Annotated in this window: 10 protein-coding genes; 5 read left to right on the plus strand and 5 right to left on the minus strand. The window is 70.7% G+C overall.

Going from position 1 to position 16,583, the window contains the following annotated elements:
* Positions 1-78: 78 nt before the first annotated feature.
* Entirely contained in the window at positions 79-1,770 is a 1,692-nt protein-coding gene (locus F9C41_RS02190; RefSeq protein ID WP_155384867.1) for a pectinesterase family protein, read from the minus strand.
* Between the two features lie 328 nt (positions 1,771-2,098).
* Here F9C41_RS02190 and F9C41_RS02195 point away from each other — a divergent pair, with 328 nt between their 5' ends.
* Both F9C41_RS02195 and F9C41_RS02200 read left to right on the plus strand, forming a co-directional pair.
* Positions 2,099-2,401 (plus strand): hypothetical protein, encoded by a 303-nt coding sequence (locus F9C41_RS02195; protein ID WP_155384868.1) that lies wholly within the window; start codon positions 2,099-2,101, stop codon positions 2,399-2,401.
* 235 nt (positions 2,402-2,636) lie between these two features.
* A complete protein-coding gene (locus F9C41_RS02200; RefSeq protein ID WP_155384869.1) occupies positions 2,637-4,700 on the plus strand; it encodes a putative bifunctional diguanylate cyclase/phosphodiesterase in 2,064 nt (687 codons plus the stop codon).
* Between the two features lie 122 nt (positions 4,701-4,822).
* Here F9C41_RS02200 and F9C41_RS02205 read toward each other — a convergent pair whose 3' ends face one another.
* Complete coding sequence (locus tag F9C41_RS02205) at positions 4,823-6,580, minus strand: extracellular solute-binding protein (RefSeq protein WP_155384870.1); 1,758 nt, start codon at positions 6,578-6,580, stop codon at positions 4,823-4,825.
* A 26-nt stretch (positions 6,581-6,606) separates the two neighbouring features.
* A complete protein-coding gene (locus F9C41_RS02210) occupies positions 6,607-8,010 on the minus strand; it encodes a serine/threonine-protein kinase (protein ID WP_196279590.1) in 1,404 nt (467 codons plus the stop codon).
* Positions 8,011-8,247: 237 nt separating this feature from the next.
* Here F9C41_RS02210 and F9C41_RS02215 point away from each other — a divergent pair, with 237 nt between their 5' ends.
* From F9C41_RS02215 to F9C41_RS02225, 3 genes are all read left to right on the plus strand, one after another.
* Positions 8,248-9,564, plus strand: coding sequence for a ThuA domain-containing protein (locus F9C41_RS02215; protein ID WP_230689223.1), 1,317 nt, complete (start codon positions 8,248-8,250; stop codon positions 9,562-9,564).
* A 168-nt stretch (positions 9,565-9,732) separates the two neighbouring features.
* Positions 9,733-11,601 (plus strand): CASTOR/POLLUX-related putative ion channel, encoded by a 1,869-nt coding sequence (locus tag F9C41_RS02220; protein ID WP_155384873.1) that lies wholly within the window; start codon positions 9,733-9,735, stop codon positions 11,599-11,601.
* A gap of 97 nt (positions 11,602-11,698) precedes the next feature.
* Positions 11,699-12,895, plus strand: a complete 1,197-nt coding sequence (locus F9C41_RS02225; protein WP_155384874.1) for an MFS transporter — start codon at positions 11,699-11,701, stop codon at positions 12,893-12,895.
* Between the two features lie 77 nt (positions 12,896-12,972).
* On the opposite strand, the gene F9C41_RS02230 is transcribed toward F9C41_RS02225, so the two are convergent.
* Positions 12,973-14,181: an McrC family protein gene (locus tag F9C41_RS02230; protein ID WP_155384875.1), complete on the minus strand. Its 1,209-nt coding sequence runs from the start codon at positions 14,179-14,181 to the stop codon at positions 12,973-12,975.
* Entirely contained in the window at positions 14,178-16,424 is a 2,247-nt protein-coding gene (locus F9C41_RS02235) for an AAA family ATPase (RefSeq protein ID WP_155384876.1), read from the minus strand. Before F9C41_RS02235 ends, F9C41_RS02230 begins: the two co-directional genes overlap by 4 nt.
* Between the last annotated feature and the right edge of the window lie 159 nt (positions 16,425-16,583).

The raw sequence follows: 16,583 nt of genomic DNA on the forward strand, positions 1-16,583 counted from the left end.
TGCCCGCCGGGAACTCCGGCGGGCACACACCCCGGGCCGACCGCGCGTCGCCGCAGGCGTGATCGGGGGTCTGGGATCTCAGCCGACGGGGTTCCAGCCGTCGGCGCCGGCCAGGTATGCCTGTGCGGTGAACTGCGGCGCGTCCGCGTCGGGCAGCTGCGGCCGGTCGGCGGTGACGGTGGAGCCCGGCCCGGTGTTGTGGTACTCGAAGAACCGGGCGTCCCGCCAGGAGAAGCCGGACATGTCCGTCCACGGGGCGTCCTTGACGTGCGCGCCCAGCACGGAGTCGCGGAAGATCACCTGCGCGATCGCGTTGACGTCGCCGCTGGGGTGCCAGGGCCGTCCGAGGTGGACGCTCTGCGCGGCGACGTCGGACGGCGCGGTCAGCGTGCACCGGGTGAACAGGTAGCCGTACGGGTTGGTGATCGTGGTCGAGGCCGCGGTGACGTACCCGTTGTTGCTGGTCGAGCCGCGGTTCAGCGAGCGGATTTCGCAGCGGTCGAAGACCGCCGTGCCCCGGCCGAAGATGAAGTCGACGTCGCCTTCGACGTAGCAGTTCCGGTAGTACGCCCGGCTGACGGTCGCCGCGTTGGGGGAGCTGGGCTGGAGCGTGTCCTGGTTGCCGAGGATCCGCACGTTGTCGAAGACCAGCCGGTCGCCGCGGGTCGTCACGGCGACGGCCTGCTCGGCGCTGTAGTCGTGGGCGGCCTCGTCGAACGTGTTCGAGAAGGTGAGGTCGCGGGCGGTGAAGTCGTTGCCCTCCAGCAGCACCGAGGTGCTGCCCGTGGTGCCGTATGTGCCGCTGCCGTCGGGTTTGGGGGTGCCGCTGGCGTTGTCGTACGTGATGACGACGTCGGCGGCGTTGCCGGTGGTGCCGACGAACGAGACGAACGGCTTGTTCGCGGGCACGGTCACCAGCTCCCGGTAGGTGCCGGGCTTGATGCTGATGGTGACGCGGCTGGTGTTGTTCGCGGGCACGGCGTCGACGGCGGCCTGCACCGTGGTGTGGTGGCCGCTGCCGTCCTTGGCCACCACGATCGCGCCGACCGGCGGCGGGCTGGCCGACGGCGGGGCCGATGGGCTGTTCGACGGCACGGGGGAGGACGTGGGGGAGGCGCTGGGCGACGGCGCGGCACTGTCGGACACGGTCACGTCGTCGAACGACGCGGCGGCGTAGAAGGTCGCGACGCCGATGCCGCCCGTGGCGAATTGGGCGTCGGTGGCGGTCAGCGCGGTCGCGCCGTTGACCGTGCCGCGCAGGGCGGTCCCCGACACCGACAGCGACAGCGTGTACCAGGCGCCGGCGGTGACGGTGACCGAACCGGTGGCCAGGGTGGTGGACGAGCCGCCGACCAGCTTCTTCAGCTCCACGGTGTGATTGGACCGCAGGGCCAGGTAGTAGTAGCTGGTGTTCGACTGGGCCCGGGCGATGACGGCGGTGAACCGGTTGGACCCGTTGAAGGCGGTGGGCTTGACCCGGGCGGTGACCGTGTAGTCCCGCCAGGACGACGACCCGGCTCGCGCGCGGGCGTCCGCGCTGGTGCCGGACTGGCGCAGCACCCTGTTGCCGTCCGTGGCGACGGTCCAGCTCCCGCCGGAGGAGGTCCAGCCGGTCGAGTTGCCGTCCTCGAAGTCGTCGGCGTAGAGGTTGGCCGCCGCGGCAGTGGCGGTGAAGGTCAGCGTGGCCATCGCGGTGGCCAGGGCCAGGCCGGCGGCGGCGGTCGCCACCGGCCGCCAGCGGGCGCGGCGGAACAGGTCGGTGATGGGCATGTGTCGGCTCCACTCTGTGGGGCGTCGGCGTCCGGCAAGGACGTCGCACGAAATGGAAAGCGCTTTCCGAGGCAACCTACGCGGCCATCATCGTGATGTCAATCGATGTCCGGCGATCCTGCCGGGAACCCGTCCGCGCTGGGTTCTCGTACTCGGGCGGCGCGACCTTTCCGCGAGCGTTTCGACGACCCGCTCCGGCCTGCGCCGGCGCGATGGATGATCTCGTTCACCTAGGCGCGGCGCTGCTGTCGCGGCCCTGCGGGCAGGGCGTATCGTCCAGCACGGTGGTCGATCATCTTGCGGCGCACCGGTCGACATGGAGGTGTCGGTGACCGAGTCGGTGGCGCACAACGCGCCGGAGAGTGCCCTGCCGGCAGGGCTGGCGGTGAGCCACCAGACGGCCCTGGACATCATGGGTATCGCGATCGTGTGCTACTCCGTGCTCATCGAGCAGGAGGAGGGCAGACCCGCGCCCGACGCCGATCAGGTGTCGCGGTGGGAGCGCGAGCTCGATGCCGTCGCCGAGCTGCGCCGGACCCTGGATTCGCGGGACACCGAGCGCGTGCGGAGGCTCGCCGACGAGCACGCCGCGCTGGTCCGCCGACTCGACCGGATGATCGAAGACAGCTGACTCCTGGTGCGCCTGATCGCCCCTGTTGCTGGAGTGGTGTCGGGCCCGCATTCCCGACGGGCCGGCGATGTGGGGGAAATCTGAGTAAAGCGGGGATTGCTCAGATTTCCCGTTTTGGTCGGTTAGGCTGGCGGCTCGTGTGATCTCAGCCCGCGAGGTGCCTTGGGAGGGCGATGTGACGCCACTGGCTGTAAGTGGCCTGCCCCTGATTCGACGACCGGCGATGGTGCCGGCCGTGCTGACGTTGACCGGTGCCGTGCTGGCCGTCCTGACCCTGGCGCAGATTCCGCTCGCCATGGAGAAGGTCCCGTTCTGGGTGATGGCGACCCTGGCGCTGGCCGCCGCGACCGTCACCTACCTGCCGTCCGCCGGCAAGGCCACCGGCGCGGTGATCAGCCCGTCCCTGGTGTTCACCTTCGCGATCCTGCTGTGCTGGGAACTCGGTCCGGCGATCGCGATCCAGGCGCTGGCCGTGGCCGTGATAGCGGTCCGGGCCCGGCAACCCTGGCGTGACGCGGTGCTCAGCGCCGCCCGCTACGCCGTCGCCTTCGGCGCCGCATACCTGGTGCTGCTGGTCGGCGAGCCCGACCCGTTCCACTCGGTGGCGGCGGCCGACCTGGTCAACGACACCCTCGCCGTGGCCGGCGCGGCCCTCGTCTTCGTACTCGTCTACGGCTGGACGATCGTCGTCACCCAGCGGCGCGCCGCGCAGCCCGCCGGCCGCGCCCAGCCGCAGGAAGGCCTGCGCGAACGCCTGATGAACATGCGCGACCCGGTCGTGCACCTCGGCGCGCTGACCATGCTGAGCCCCGTGCTCGCGGTCGCCGGCCACGTCAGCCTCGGCTTCGTGCCCCTGGTGATCATGCCGCTGTACGCGGTCGAGCGCATGGCGCGCCTGTCGACCGAACGCCAGCGTGCCGCGCTCACCGACCCGCTCACCGGTCTGGGCAACCGGGCCAGCCTGCAGTCCGCGTACACCGAGGCGCTGGCCGAGCCGCTGCGTCGCGGACAGGGCCCGACCCTGCTCCTGCTCGACCTCGACGGCTTCAAGTACGTCAACGACTCGCTGGGCCACGAGACCGGTGACCAGCTGCTCACCGCCGTCGCGGAGCGGCTGCGCGGCGGCCTGCCGGCCGGCGCGCTGGTCGCCCGGCTCGGCGGGGACGAGTTCGGCGTGCTGCTCGACGAGGCCGACACCGACCGGGCGCTGCTCGCGGCACAGCGCATCAGCGCCGCCGTCAACGGCCCGGTCCGGCTCAGCGGCCTGGAGGTCGAGGTCACGGCCGCGGTCGGCGTCGCGGTCAGCCCGCAGCACGGCGAGGACTTCGCCACCCTGATGCGCCACGCCGACATCGCCATGTACGAGGCCAAGCGCGACAACGTGTGCGTGGCCGTCTACCGTCCCGGCACCGACCGGCACCCGCAGCGCCTGGCCCTGCTGGACCAGGTCCGCCATGCCGTCGTGACCGAGGACCGCGACCGCATCGCCGTGCACTACCAGCCGCAGGCGGACCTGGCCAGCGGCCGGATCGTCGGTGTGGAGGCGCTGCTGCGCTGGACCGACCCGACCGGCCGGCCCGTCTCGCCCGCCACGGTGATCTCGGTGGTCGAGCACACGCCGGTGATGCACCAGCTCACCGACCGCATCATCGACGATGCCGTCGCCCAGGCCGGACGCTGGCGGGCGGCCGGCCTCGACCTGCGTACGTCGATCAACGTCAGCATCCGGGACCTGTTCCGCGACGACCTCGTCGAGCGGCTGCGCAACCGGCTGGCCGAGCACCGGGTGCCGGCTCGCATGGTGCAGCTCGAGATCACCGAGAGCGCCCTGATGGCCGACCCGGCCCGGGCCATGCGAACCATCGCGCACCTGCGCGACCTCGGCGTCGGCCTGGCGCTGGACGACTTCGGCACCGGCTTCTCCTCCCTGCAGCACCTGCGCATGATCCCGCTCGACGAGATCAAGATCGACCGGTCGTTCGTCTCGGGCATGACCTCCGACCAGCACGACAGCGCGATCGTGTCGTCGGTCATCGCGCTGGCCGGCACGCTGGGTCTGCGTACCGTCGCCGAGGGCATCGAGGACGCGCAGACCCGGCGGCAGCTGCGGTCGGCGGGCTGCTCGCTGATGCAGGGCTACCTGCTCTCGCCGGCGGTGCCGGCCGAGCGCATCCCGGACCTGGTCGCCGAGGCCGCAGCCGAGTCGTCTGCCGTCATGGCCGACCTCGCCGAGCAGCACGAGCTGCCGGTGACGGCTGCGCCGGCGCACTACCCGGAACAGGCCGGCGCCCGCTGGTGACGCTCACCTGACGGCGAGCGCACGGACTCCGGTCGACAGGCAAAGGGGCTGGACCACGGTGTTGCCGTGGTCCAGCCCCTTTCGCGCACGAAGTGAACCGAGTGTCCGGGCCCGCGGCGCGATCAGAAGCTGCTGAGCAGCTTCACGAAAGCTTCGTCGATCTTCGCCGGGTCCTGGGCGTCGAATGCCTTGCCCGCGGCGGCGGCCGCGATCTTCTCCAGAGTCGGCAGGTCGGAGCCCTTGTCGAAGGCGATGCAGAACACCTTCACCGGCCGGTCCGGGTCGAGCGCGATGTCGCGCAGCAGCTTGGCCAGATCGTTGTCCTCCGGGTACTCGTTCTCCCCGTCGGTCAGCACCACCACCGCGTTGATCCGGGTGCGGTCGTAGTTCTCCAGCATGTGCCGGTGCGCCGCCCGGATGGTCGTGTACAGGGCGGTGCCGCCGCCGGAGCGCATCGCGTCCAGCTTCGCGCCGAACTGCCGGTCGTCCAGCCGCGCGAGCGGCAGCTGCGCGCGGTACGGCAGGGACGAGCCAGCCTGCTTGGCGGAGAACGCCCACAGCCCGACCCGGTCCTCGCTGTTGAGCAGCTTGATGCCGTTCTTCGCGGCGTCCATCGCGTACTCGAGCCGGGTGTGCGTGCCGACCTTGTTCGCCGTCATCGACCCCGACACGTCCACCGCCATCAGGATGTTGGCCTTCTTGCGCAGCGTCTCCCAGCCGGCCTTGATGCCCTGCACGACCTCCGGCGAAGGCGGCTCGAAATAGGTGCCCGGGGCCTTGGCGCCGCCGACCACCTGGACCAGCTGATCGGACGCGGTCTGCTCGTGGTCGCGGAACCCGATGGCGGCGAACTCCCGCTGCTGCGGGGCCTCCTGCAGGAACGCCAGGAAGTCCGCGGCCCCGGCCCGCTGCGCGTCGCTCGCCTGCGGCAGCACCACGTACGGGTGGTCGAGGTTGAAGGTGCCCTCTTTGGGATACAGCGCGACCAGCTGCTCGCGGGGCTTGCGGCCGTTGCTCAGCGCGCCCGTGTTGTAGAGGTAGACCAGCTCCTCCTGGGTGACGACGGCGCTGAGATCGGAACCGGCGGCCTCCCCGTCCACCTTGGCGAGGTCGGCGGCGGCCAGCGCGCGCAGCAGATCGACGACGTCGTCGCTGTAGTGCGAGACGTTCGCCTCGATCTGGCGGACGAACCTGGTCACCTTCGGATCGCGCACGTCGGCGGCCGTGAGGTCGCTGGAGGTGTTCGTCGCGGCATAGTAGGTCGCGATGGTGGCCGCCAGGCCGGAGGTGGACAGGTTCGGGTTGTCCTTGCCGAAGGTGAACCGCTTCCATTCGGGCTTGCCGAACTCGGCCCAGCCCTTCTCGCCGGACATGCCGAGGATGTCGCCCCAGCCGAGCGCGCCCTGTTGCTGCAGGAACCGGGCCTTGGTGGCGGGCATGGCGATGACCAGCGGGCTGTTGGCGATCGACGCGTACTCGCCCGGGGTCTGCACCTGGTGTCCGGCGGCCTTGTCGAGCAGCTGGAGCTGCCCGGTCCACAGCGTCGAGGTCGGCAGCCACACCTGCGGCCGGGGGCTGGTGGTGCCGGACAGCGCGGCCCAGTCACCGGCCAGCGCCTCCATCGCCTGCCCGGAGGTGAGGCCGGTGACGGTGACGTCGGCGCACCGGCCGTCGAAGCGCCGCCTGCTGCCGTTGTACCGCTCGGCCAGGTCCTCGACGAGGTCGCTCTTCTCGGTGGAGGAGACGACGTCGAGCGCCACGCAGTCGCTGCGGTCGCCGGCGACGGCCGACACGTACACGTAGGAGCCCGCGATCAGGGCGAAGCCGACGGTCGCGGCGAAGGCGACCGGCAGCCACCTCTGGGTCCGGCGCGAAGCCATGGCGTTCCTCCTGTGTCGCGGTCGGTTCAGCGCTCGGACGAGCCGGTGGTGCCGTCGTCGAGCGCGACGGCGGTGAACAGGCGCACCAGGTAGACGACGACGAACACGCCGCCGCCGACGACCGCGCCGGTGCCGGTCTGCGCGGAGGGCACGTAACCGGCCGCGAAGCCGCCCGCGCCCAGGACGAGCGCGGTGGCGATGCCGAGCGGGTCGCCGACCTGCCGCAGCAGCCGCCGCGACCGGGACGTCCGGCCGGGTGCTCCCGTGGGCCGTACGAGCGGCTGGCCGTGCCCGCCAGCCGGCCGTGTGATGGCCGGGGGATGCGGCGTGGTCCTGGTGGCCGGGGGTTGCGGCACCGTCGGCGGCTGCGGTGGCGTCGCGCTCGGATCTGTTGGCAGCCGCGGCGCGGTGACGCTCGGCGGGGACGGCTGTGCCGCGATGACGGTGGGCGGAGTCGACGTCGTGGTCGGCTGCGGCGCGGCGACCGTCGGCGTCGGCGCTGCGGCGGTGGGGGAGTCGTGACCCGGCTGGAGCAAGGCCGTTGCCGCGTCGCTGCCCTCCTGGAGCGCCTCGACCAGCGGCACCGGCGCGGCTGGGGCGGCCTCGTGGCCGAGCAGGCGCATGAGGAGCTGCTGCGCGGTCGGCCGGGCGTGCTGGTCCTTGGCCAGGCACGCGACGACCAGCTCGCGCAGCGTCCCGGACAGGTTGTCCAGGTCGGGCGGCTCCGACAGCACGCGGGCCATCACGGTGGCCATCGAGTCGTGCCCGAACGGGCCGCGCCCGGACGAGGCGAACCCGATGGTCGCGGCCCACCCGAAGATGTCGCAGGCCGGGCCGACGTCGATGTTGTGGAAGCGCTCCGGGGCCATGTACGGCACGGTGCCCATGACGTGCCCGGACATGGTCTCCGCGCCGAGCGCGCGGGCGATGCCGAAGTCGATGACGCGCGGGCCGTCGCCGCCGAGGATGACGTTGTCGGGTTTGAAGTCGCAGTGCACGATCCCGGCCTGGTGGATCGCGGCGAGTGCGGTGGCGGTGCCGACGGCGAGTCGGTAGAGCGCGTTGTCGGCGAGCGGCCCGAGGTCGCGGACCTGCTTGTGCAGCGTCGGTCCGGCGATGTACTCGCTGACGACGTACGGCAGCTCGGTGTCGATCTCGGCGAAGAGGATCTGCGCGGTGCAGAACGGGGTGACCCGCCGGGCGGCGGCGATCTCCTTGGCGAACTGCGCCTTGGCCTTCGGGTTGTGCTGCAGGTCGACGTTGATCGTCTTGACCGCGACGCGGCGGTCGCTGCCGTCGACGCCGAGGTAGACGACGCCCTGGCCGCCCTTGCCGAGCCGTCCGAGCAGCCGGTACGGGCCCAGCGAGCGCGGATCGTGGCTGGTCAGCGGGGCGGCGTCGGGAACGGGGTCGTGCGCCATGTCGGCCATCTGCCCTCCTGAATCCCGATGATCCATCAACGAGCCGCAAGGATAGCGCCGCCGGTCCACCGGGGTGAGCCGGAGGTGACGTCTCCTCACGGGATGGACCGGCGATCCGAATAGGAAACCAATCTTGCCTATCGACGGATTCTCAGTTAAGAATGTTTACGAACGGTTTCACCAGGTGGTCCTGGAGGGGCAGAACCCGTTCCTCGCCCCGCTATGCACGAAACCGGAGGACCCGTCGTGTCCAGAACACTGCGCACCACCGCCAGGTGGTGGCTCGCCGCACTCGCCGCCCTGCTCACCGCGATCACCGCGACAGTGGTCACGGGCGCGGGCACCGCACAGGCCGCGCCCGCGTTCAAGGTGCTCGCCTTCTACAACGGCACCTGGGACGCCGCGCACATCGACTTCGACAAGGAGGCGCTGGTCTGGTTCCCGCAGGCCGCCGCGCAGAACAACTTCACCTGGGAGGCGACCACCGACTGGAGCCGGCTCAACACCGGCAACCTCGCCCAGTACAAGGTGATCATGTTCCTGGACGACGCGCCGCCGTCCGGGCAGCGGGCCGCGTTCCAGCAGTACATGCAGAACGGGGGTGCGTGGATGGGCTTCCACGTCACCGCGTTCAACACCGACCCGAACACCTGGAGCTGGTACTACAACACCTTCCTGGGCACCGGGGCGTTCGTCTCCAACACCTGGGGGCCGACCAGCGTCACCATGCGCACCGAACGCGCCCACCCGTCCACCACGCGGCTGCCCGCGACCTGGACCTCGGCGGTCAGCGAGTGGTATTCGTGGCGCAACGACCTGCGCACCAACCCGAACATCGACATCCTGGCCTCGATCGACCCCGGTAGCTACCCGGTCGGCACCGACCCGAACCAGACCTGGTACAGCGGCTACCACCCGCTCATCTGGACCAACCGCACCTACAAGATGCTGTACGCGAACTTCGGGCACAACGCGATGAACTACAGCACCAACACCCGGCTGTCCTCGACGTTCGCCAGCGAGGTGCAGAACCGCTGGCTGATCGACGGCCTGCTGTGGCTGGGCGGGGCGACCACCGGCCCCAGCCCGTCGGCCTCCCCGGCGCCGTCGGCGTCGTCCGGGCCGATCTCGCCGACCGCCTGGTACAGCGCGGTCAACCGCAACAGCGGCAAGTGCCTCGACGCTCGCGCCGCGGCGTCGGCCAACGGCACCGCGATCCAGCAGTACACCTGCAACAACACCACCGCGCAGCAGTTCCGCTTCACGCCCACCACCGGCGGCTACACCCACGTCGACATCAGGCTCAACAGCGCCCGCTCGCTGGATGTGACCAACGTGTCCACGGCCGACAACGCGCCGATCCAGCTGTGGACCTACAGCGGCGGCAACAACCAGCAGTGGCTGCCCGTCGCGGAGGGCGGCGGCTACTACCACCTCGTCAACCGCAACAGCGGCAAGTGCCTGGACGTGCCGGCCGCGTCCATGGCCGACAGCGTCCAGCTGGTGCAATACGCCTGCAACGGCACCGGCGCGCAGTCGTTCCGGCTGGTACAGCAGCCGTAACCGGCGGGGAGGGCGAGCGGGCCGGTGCCAAGCGCACCGGCCCGCTCCGTCGTTACCGGCCGGTCCGGCACCCCGCCGCGTCTCGGGTACGGCCGCCATTAGAGTGAGCCCGCACCTGGATCGACCGCAGCGCATGCCCCCTTCCTGCGTTCAAAGGACTTCCAGCTCATGGCCCGTAAGGTGAGCCTCCGCGCCCGGCTGCGCTACTGGTTCGACAACACCATGTCGCGCGGCACCACCGGGCTCATCGGCTGGCTCGCCGTAGCCTCCTTCGCCCTGGTGCTCGTGGTCACCGTGGCCATCGAGATCGCCGACCCGACCGGCGAGGGCGAAGACCCGCTGCGCCTGCTGTGGAAGACCTTCGTCACCGCGTTCAGCCTGTCCGCGCCGGCCGAGGCCGGCTGGGTCGTGCTGCCGATGTGGTTCGTGCTCGCCCTCGGCGGCATCTTCGTCGCCAGCGCCCTGATCGGTCTGCTCACCAGCGGCATCAACCGCCGCCTGGAGCAGCTGCGCAAGGGCCGCTCGGCGGTGCTCGAACGCGACCACACCGTGGTGCTCGGCTGGTCCGACCAGATCTACACGGTGATCACCGAGATGGTGGAGGCGAACGCGAGCCGCCGCCGCGCCGCCGTGGTCGTGCTCGCCGAGCAGGACAAGGTCACCATGGAGGACCGGGTCGAGCACCGGATCGGCGACACCGGCCGGACCCGGCTGATCTTCCGCACGGGCAGCCCGCTCGACCTCAAGGACCTCGAGATGGTCAACCTCAACGAGGCCAGGTCGATCATCGTGCTGGCCCCGGACGGCGCGTCCGCCGAGGACGCCGACGCATACGTGCTGAAGACCCTGCTCGCGATCAACAAGGGCCCGGCGTTCCGGGGCCGCCCGCACCACGTCGTGGCGGCGGTGCGCGACAGCCGCAACCGGGCCGTGGCCAAGCTCGCCGGCGGCGACGCGGTCGTGCTCGACGGCGACGACATCGGCGCGCGGCTCATCGTGCAGACCGCGCGGCAGTCCAAGCTGTCGGTGGTCTACCACGACCTGTTCGACTTCGGCGGCGACGAGATCTACATGGCCGTCGAGCCGACCCTGGTCGGGCGGCCGTTCGCGCAGGCGCTGCTGGCGTACAAGCAGTGCTGCCCGCTGGGTCTGCTGCTGGCCGACGGCAAGACCGTGCTCAACCCGCCGCCCGGCACGGTGATCAGCCCCGGCGACCGGATCGTGCTGCTGGCTCGCGACGATTCGATGATCACTCTCGCGACCGCGCCGTTCGCCGTCGACGACACCGCGATCGTGCACGGGGTGCGCGGCCCCGCGGCTCCGGAGAGCACGCTGATCCTGGGCTGGAACCGGCGGGCCGCCCGGATCGTCGAGCAGCTCGACGTGTATGTGGCGGCCGGGTCCACGGTGGACGTGGTCACCGACCGGCCCGACGCGACCCCGGCCGTGGGGCGGCTCGCGCCGCGGCTGAGCCGCCTGCTGATCCGCTCCAAGGCGGGTGACACCCGCGACCGCGGGGTGCTGGAGACGCTGGACGTGGCGTCGTACCACAACGTGATCGTGCTGTCCGACGACGACCTGGACGCGCTGACCGCCGACTCGCGGGTGCTGGTCACCCTGCTGCACCTGCGCGACATCCTGGCCGGGCGCGGGCCGGGCTCGATCGTCAGCGAGATGCGCGACGACCGCGACCGGGCGCTGGCCCAGCTGACCAAGGCCGACGACTTCGTGGTCAGCGAGCAGCTGGTGAGCCTGCTGATGACGCAGATCTCGGAGAACCGCCACCTGGAGTCGGTCTTCGCGGACCTGTTCGACGCCGACGGCGCGGAGATCTACATCCGTCCGGCGAGCTACTACCTGCGGGCCGGTGCGACGATCACCTTCGCGACGGTGGTCGCGGCGGCGGCCCGGCGCGGCGAGGTCGCCATCGGCTACCGGGTGACCGACAGCGGCGACGAGCACGGGGTGGTCCTGAACCCCGACAAGGAGCAGGTCATGCCGCCCATCGACCGGGTGATCGTACTGTCGAGCAGCTGACCGGTGGTGGACGTGTCCGTCGCCGAGCCGGACGTGATCTGCTCGGACGGCGGTAACGCCTTTGCGCGAACATGATCACGGGTTCTAGGGTGCGTTCGTGCGTGACATCCCCCGGGTCGTGTGGATCCTTGCCGTCGGCCGGTTCGTCAACGCCGCCGGGTCCTTCGTCTTCACCTTCCTGTTCCTCTACCTCACCGGACCGCGGCAGCTGCCGCTGGAACAGGCCGGTCTGATCAGCGGAGCGCTCGGCGTCGGCCTGCTCGCGGGCAACTTCACCGGCGGCTGGTTCGGCGACCGGTACGGCCACCGCCGGGTCATGCTGCTCGCCTCCACCGTCGCCGGTCTGGTCACCCTGCTCATCCCGTGGACGCCGGTGGCGCTGCTCGCGGTGTCCACGGCACTGCTCGGCTACAGCGGCGCGACCGCGGGCACCTCGCAGGGCGCGCTGACCGCGCTGGCCGTGCCCGCCGGCGACCGGCGACGGGCCGTCGCGATCAGCCGGGCCGCGTTCAACGCGGGCTGCGTCATCGGACCGCCGGTCGGCGCGCTGCTCGCCGTGGAACACTTCACTGCCCTGTTCGTCATCGACGGCCTGGTCATTCTGGCCGTTCGGGCGGTCACCGCGGCGCTGCTGCGGGCCGAACCCGAGCGGCAGACCACGCCCACCGCAGACCGTCCCGCCGGGCTGTGGCGCAGCGTGCTCGCCGACCGCGGCCTGCTGATGCTGCTGCCCGCGATCGTCATGGTCGACGTCGTCTACCGCCAGCTGTACTCGACGCTGCCGGTCTACCTGCGCGACAACGGTCAGCAGCTGACCGTGTACGCCACCGTGCTCGCCGTCGGCTCCGGGCTCATCCTGCTGCTGGAGATCCCGGTGACCATGCTGCTGCGGCGGCTGCCCGCGGCAGGCATCGTCGCCGTGGGATACGCCCTGGTCGGCGTCGGCATGGCGCTGTTCGGCCTCGGCTCCACCGCGGCCGTGGTGATCGCCGCGATGGTGGTGCTGACCGCCGGCGAGATCCTCTACAAGACCACCGCCACCGCGCACGTGCTCGACCGCGCCCCGATCGCGCTGACCGGCCGGTACCAGGGCCTCTACAGCGGTGCGGCGACCAGCGGAACCATGCTGGCCGCCCCGCTCGGCGCGCTGCTGTACGGCGTCGCCCCGGGCGCGCTGTGGCCGGTGTGCGCGGTGCTCGCCGTCGGCGCAGGCGTGCTCGCCTGGCGCTCGGGCCGGATCACGGTGCAGGCCGACGCCGCTGCCCCCCAACCGGCTCCAGCGACAGCGTCTTGATCAGGGGCGGCACCCGGTTGAGCGAGCACCAGCCGTAGGGCGGACACGACCGTGGGTCCGGTGGCCGGGGCCTCGGACTAGTTCTGCAGGCCCGCAAGGGCCGGGCGGACCGCCATCGCTGCCGCGGCGAGGTCGGCCACCTGCGCCAGTAGGTCGTGGGGCGAAGCGGAGAGGTCCAGCGGGTAGTGGACGATGCTGAAGGTGCTGTTGCGCACCCGGTGCTCCCGCTGCGTAGTGCCTTCCGCGTACACCAGCCAGGCGGTGCTCACCTGCAGCGCCGTGCAGTAGGCGAGCATCTGGTAGCTGTCCGCCTCGGGATAACGGGATGAGCTGCTCTCCAGCTTGTACTTGGCGTCGAACACCACGATCGGCTTCCCGTCGACGAGGTGCACCACATCGGGTCTGAGCCGAAGGCGCTTCTCCTCGTCCAGGTGCGATTCATACTGATGTTCGGTATGCCCTCCATATCCGGCAAGGGCCTCGCGCAGCGCCACGCTGACGAAATCCTCGAACACCTTCCACATGTCGACCACGAACGCGGCCATGTCGACACCGCCCGGCCCGAACTCTGCCGATTGTTGTTGCACGATGAGGTCGGCCAGCCGCAGCGCGGGCACGTATCGCGCGTTGCGCCTGTTCGGGTACCACGGAGGCGGTGCCGCCCCGATCGGCAGCGTCCGCGCGCCCCGCAGCCGCCCGTGGAGGCGACCGAGCCTGGCACGTACGTCGTCGGTCAGCCGGGGGACGGCCATCATGCGCCCGAGCGCGGTTCGGATGATCTGGTTCTCCGGGATGTCGACGGCATGGTCGTCGAAGCTGACCTCCAGCGGCAGCAGCGCGCCCGGGCGCCGGGCAAACTGGTCACCGAGCCGGATGCGCCCGCGTACCACGGGCAGGGCGTCCTGCGTCAGGACGTAGCCCTCCAGCACGCCCGGTGCCAGGGCGCGTTCGACGTGACGGATCAGCGACTCCGCCAGGGCGGGCCACAGGTCGGCGTCAGGTCCGGCGCTGACGTCCTCCGGACGGAACCCGGGGTTCCTGGCGTAACCGAGCATGAACAGCATCCGGTCGACGGTCACCTTCGGTCTGACCTGAACGTCCAGTCCGCCGACGCGCACCGCGCCGACCTTGTTGCGGCGGGGAGTGAGATGCCACTGCCCATCCTCTCGACGCGCGGCGCCGACGAGGCCGGTCGCGTTCAGCGCGTCCGCCAGCGCGTCGTCGAGGACCAGGGTCTTTCCGCTGCCGTCCAGCTCCGTGAGGTCGACGCGCTCCGTGACGGTCACCGAGGCTCGGTCCCGGTGCTCGGGGTCGCGGCTCGGGAGCGGGTCTGGATCGCCGCGAAGCCGAACCGCCGGGCCACCTCAGCACGGGACAGTTGGCCGAAGAAGTGTTCTTCGAGCAGCGGCATCAGGTCGTACCGCCACACCCGCTCCAGCGCCGGGTCGCCGTCGAGGCCGTCGCGCATCAGATACGACGGACCGATCTTGATGTCGTGGTACGCCTCGCCGATGGCCTCGTTCAGCGCAGCCAGCAGCGCAGCACGTTGGTCTCCCGCCTCGGCATTGGCCGACAGCCACCGGCCGAGCACGTCACGGACCGGCTCCTGCTCGGGGTGCAGCTCGACGAAGGCGAACCGGCGTCGGATCGCGGCGTCGACCAGCGCGATCGAACGGTCGGCGGTGTTCATGGTGGCGATGATGAAGATGTTGGGCGGCAGGCTGAACGCCTCGGCGGGGGAGTACTGCAGCCGTACCGTGCTGTCGCGGTACTCCAGCAGGAAGTACAGCTCGCCGAACACCTTCGCCAGGTTGGCCCGGTTCATCTCGTCGATGATCATAATGAAGGGCTTGTCGGGGGCCAGCCGGGCCGCCTCGGCGATCTCCCGCAGGGGCCCGGGCACCTTCGCGAAGCCCACCGGCGCCCCGTCAGCCCCCTCGACCGGGCGGAATCCCTCGAAGAAGTCCTCGTAGGCGTATGACGGGTGGAACTGCACCAACCGGACCGCGTCACGCTCGGCCAGGTGTGCCGCGAGCGCCCGGGCGAGGTAGGTCTTGCCCGTGCCCGGCGGCCCGAACAGCACGATCTGCGATCGTGCCTGGAGGAGATCCACGAGGTCCTGCAGCCACGGCTCGGTCATGTGGAGCTTGCCTGCCAGCTCACTTGTCACGGCGGTGAGCCTGGGTACCGGCCGGACCTGCGGCGCGACGGCGGCGGCCGTCACCGGCGTGGTGTCCTGGTCGGTCACCTGGAGGAATCCGGCGAGACCGTCCAGCGCCCGGGTGAGATCGACGACCGTGCCCTGCTGATCGAGTTCCGTCTGCATGGCGGGCGGCAGGTCGGTGACCTTGAGCGACGACCGCAGCCACCCCGCGGACCTGGACAGCCGCAACCGGCCATCCGGGCCCTCGGGTGGCGAGCCGTCATTCAACGTGGGCTCGCCCTCCAGGACGCCGAGCAGGAGCGTGTCGTCGACGACCGTGACGACGACGTCGTCACTGTCCATGCGTGACATGAACATGTGGAACTCGTCGGCCAGCGTGACGCGCTGGGTGTAGCTCAGGTGGCGGTAGCCGGCATCCACCGCGGCGCGCACCTCGGCCGGCGACGCACCCGCGGTGACGTCGCCCAGGTGGGTCGCGTCGAGCGATACGACGGATTCGGCCACCCAGGTGCGCGCCAGCTGCGCTCCACCCGGGCGGGGCCGCACCAGCCAGGCACGCCGCTCGCCGGGCGGGCGACTCGACTGCTTGCGCCACTGCCCGACGAACGGCCGGCGGTAGAAGTCGACCGACCCCTGCTCCTCGCCCTGGGCCCGCACGGTGATGGAGAACAGCGCCCGGTCCAGGTCGCCAGAGCGCTCGTCTGCGGTCTCGGCGAACGCTTCGCGGATCGCCTTCTTGTGGCCGATGTTGACGATGGGCAGGAAGTGGGTCGGAAATCCCAGGTAAAGCAGTTCTTCTCGGAGCGAGGGGATTCCGGGGAAGCGGTGGATCGTGTTCTGCCACACCCACGGGTCGGTCAGCGCTCGGTTCTGGTCCTCCGCGCTCAGCGACCACCAGTTGCCGAGGAGTTCCACCGCGTCGGCCAGCCACTTCCAGCGCATGGTGTGCGCACCGGTGCCGCCGTTCCAGGTGCCCTGATGGAAGGCTGCCGCGACGTGCTCCGGGATGGCCACGGGCCGACGCATCCAGCTCAGCACCGTGGTGACGTTGGCGTGCAGTGTCGCGCCGGTCAGGTTGCCCAGAGGCAAGCCCTGCAACGTCAGCAGCTCGGCCATGAGCTGCACAGCCTCGTCCGACGCGCCGTCGAGCTGGCGGCTCAGCTTGACGAGGAAGGCGTCGCTGCTGAGGTCGGGCCGCTCGTTGTACCGGGCGTGCAGCTCCGCTGTCGTCTCGGGGGTCCATACAAACTTTTCGGGGCTGAAGAGAGAGCGCCGCTTTCCCATACCCCGGTCGATGAGTTCTCGTCCGACCTGGCGGACCAGTTCGTCCGACCGTGATGGAACGATCACCCGGCTGTCGCTCATGGACACATCCCCCAACTGCATTGGAGCGGTGGTGGTAACCGGACGGCGGGTGGGGCTACCGGTCGGCGTGGCCGCCGGTACAGCCCGTCACGCAGCCGTCACACGCTAGCGCGGGAGCTTGCGCCGTGGTCCTGTGGCGCGCTGAGCCCGGCGGCCGAA

Source organism: Catellatospora paridis (assembly GCF_009720365.1).
Lineage (GTDB): Bacteria > Actinomycetota > Actinomycetes > Mycobacteriales > Micromonosporaceae > Catellatospora > Catellatospora paridis.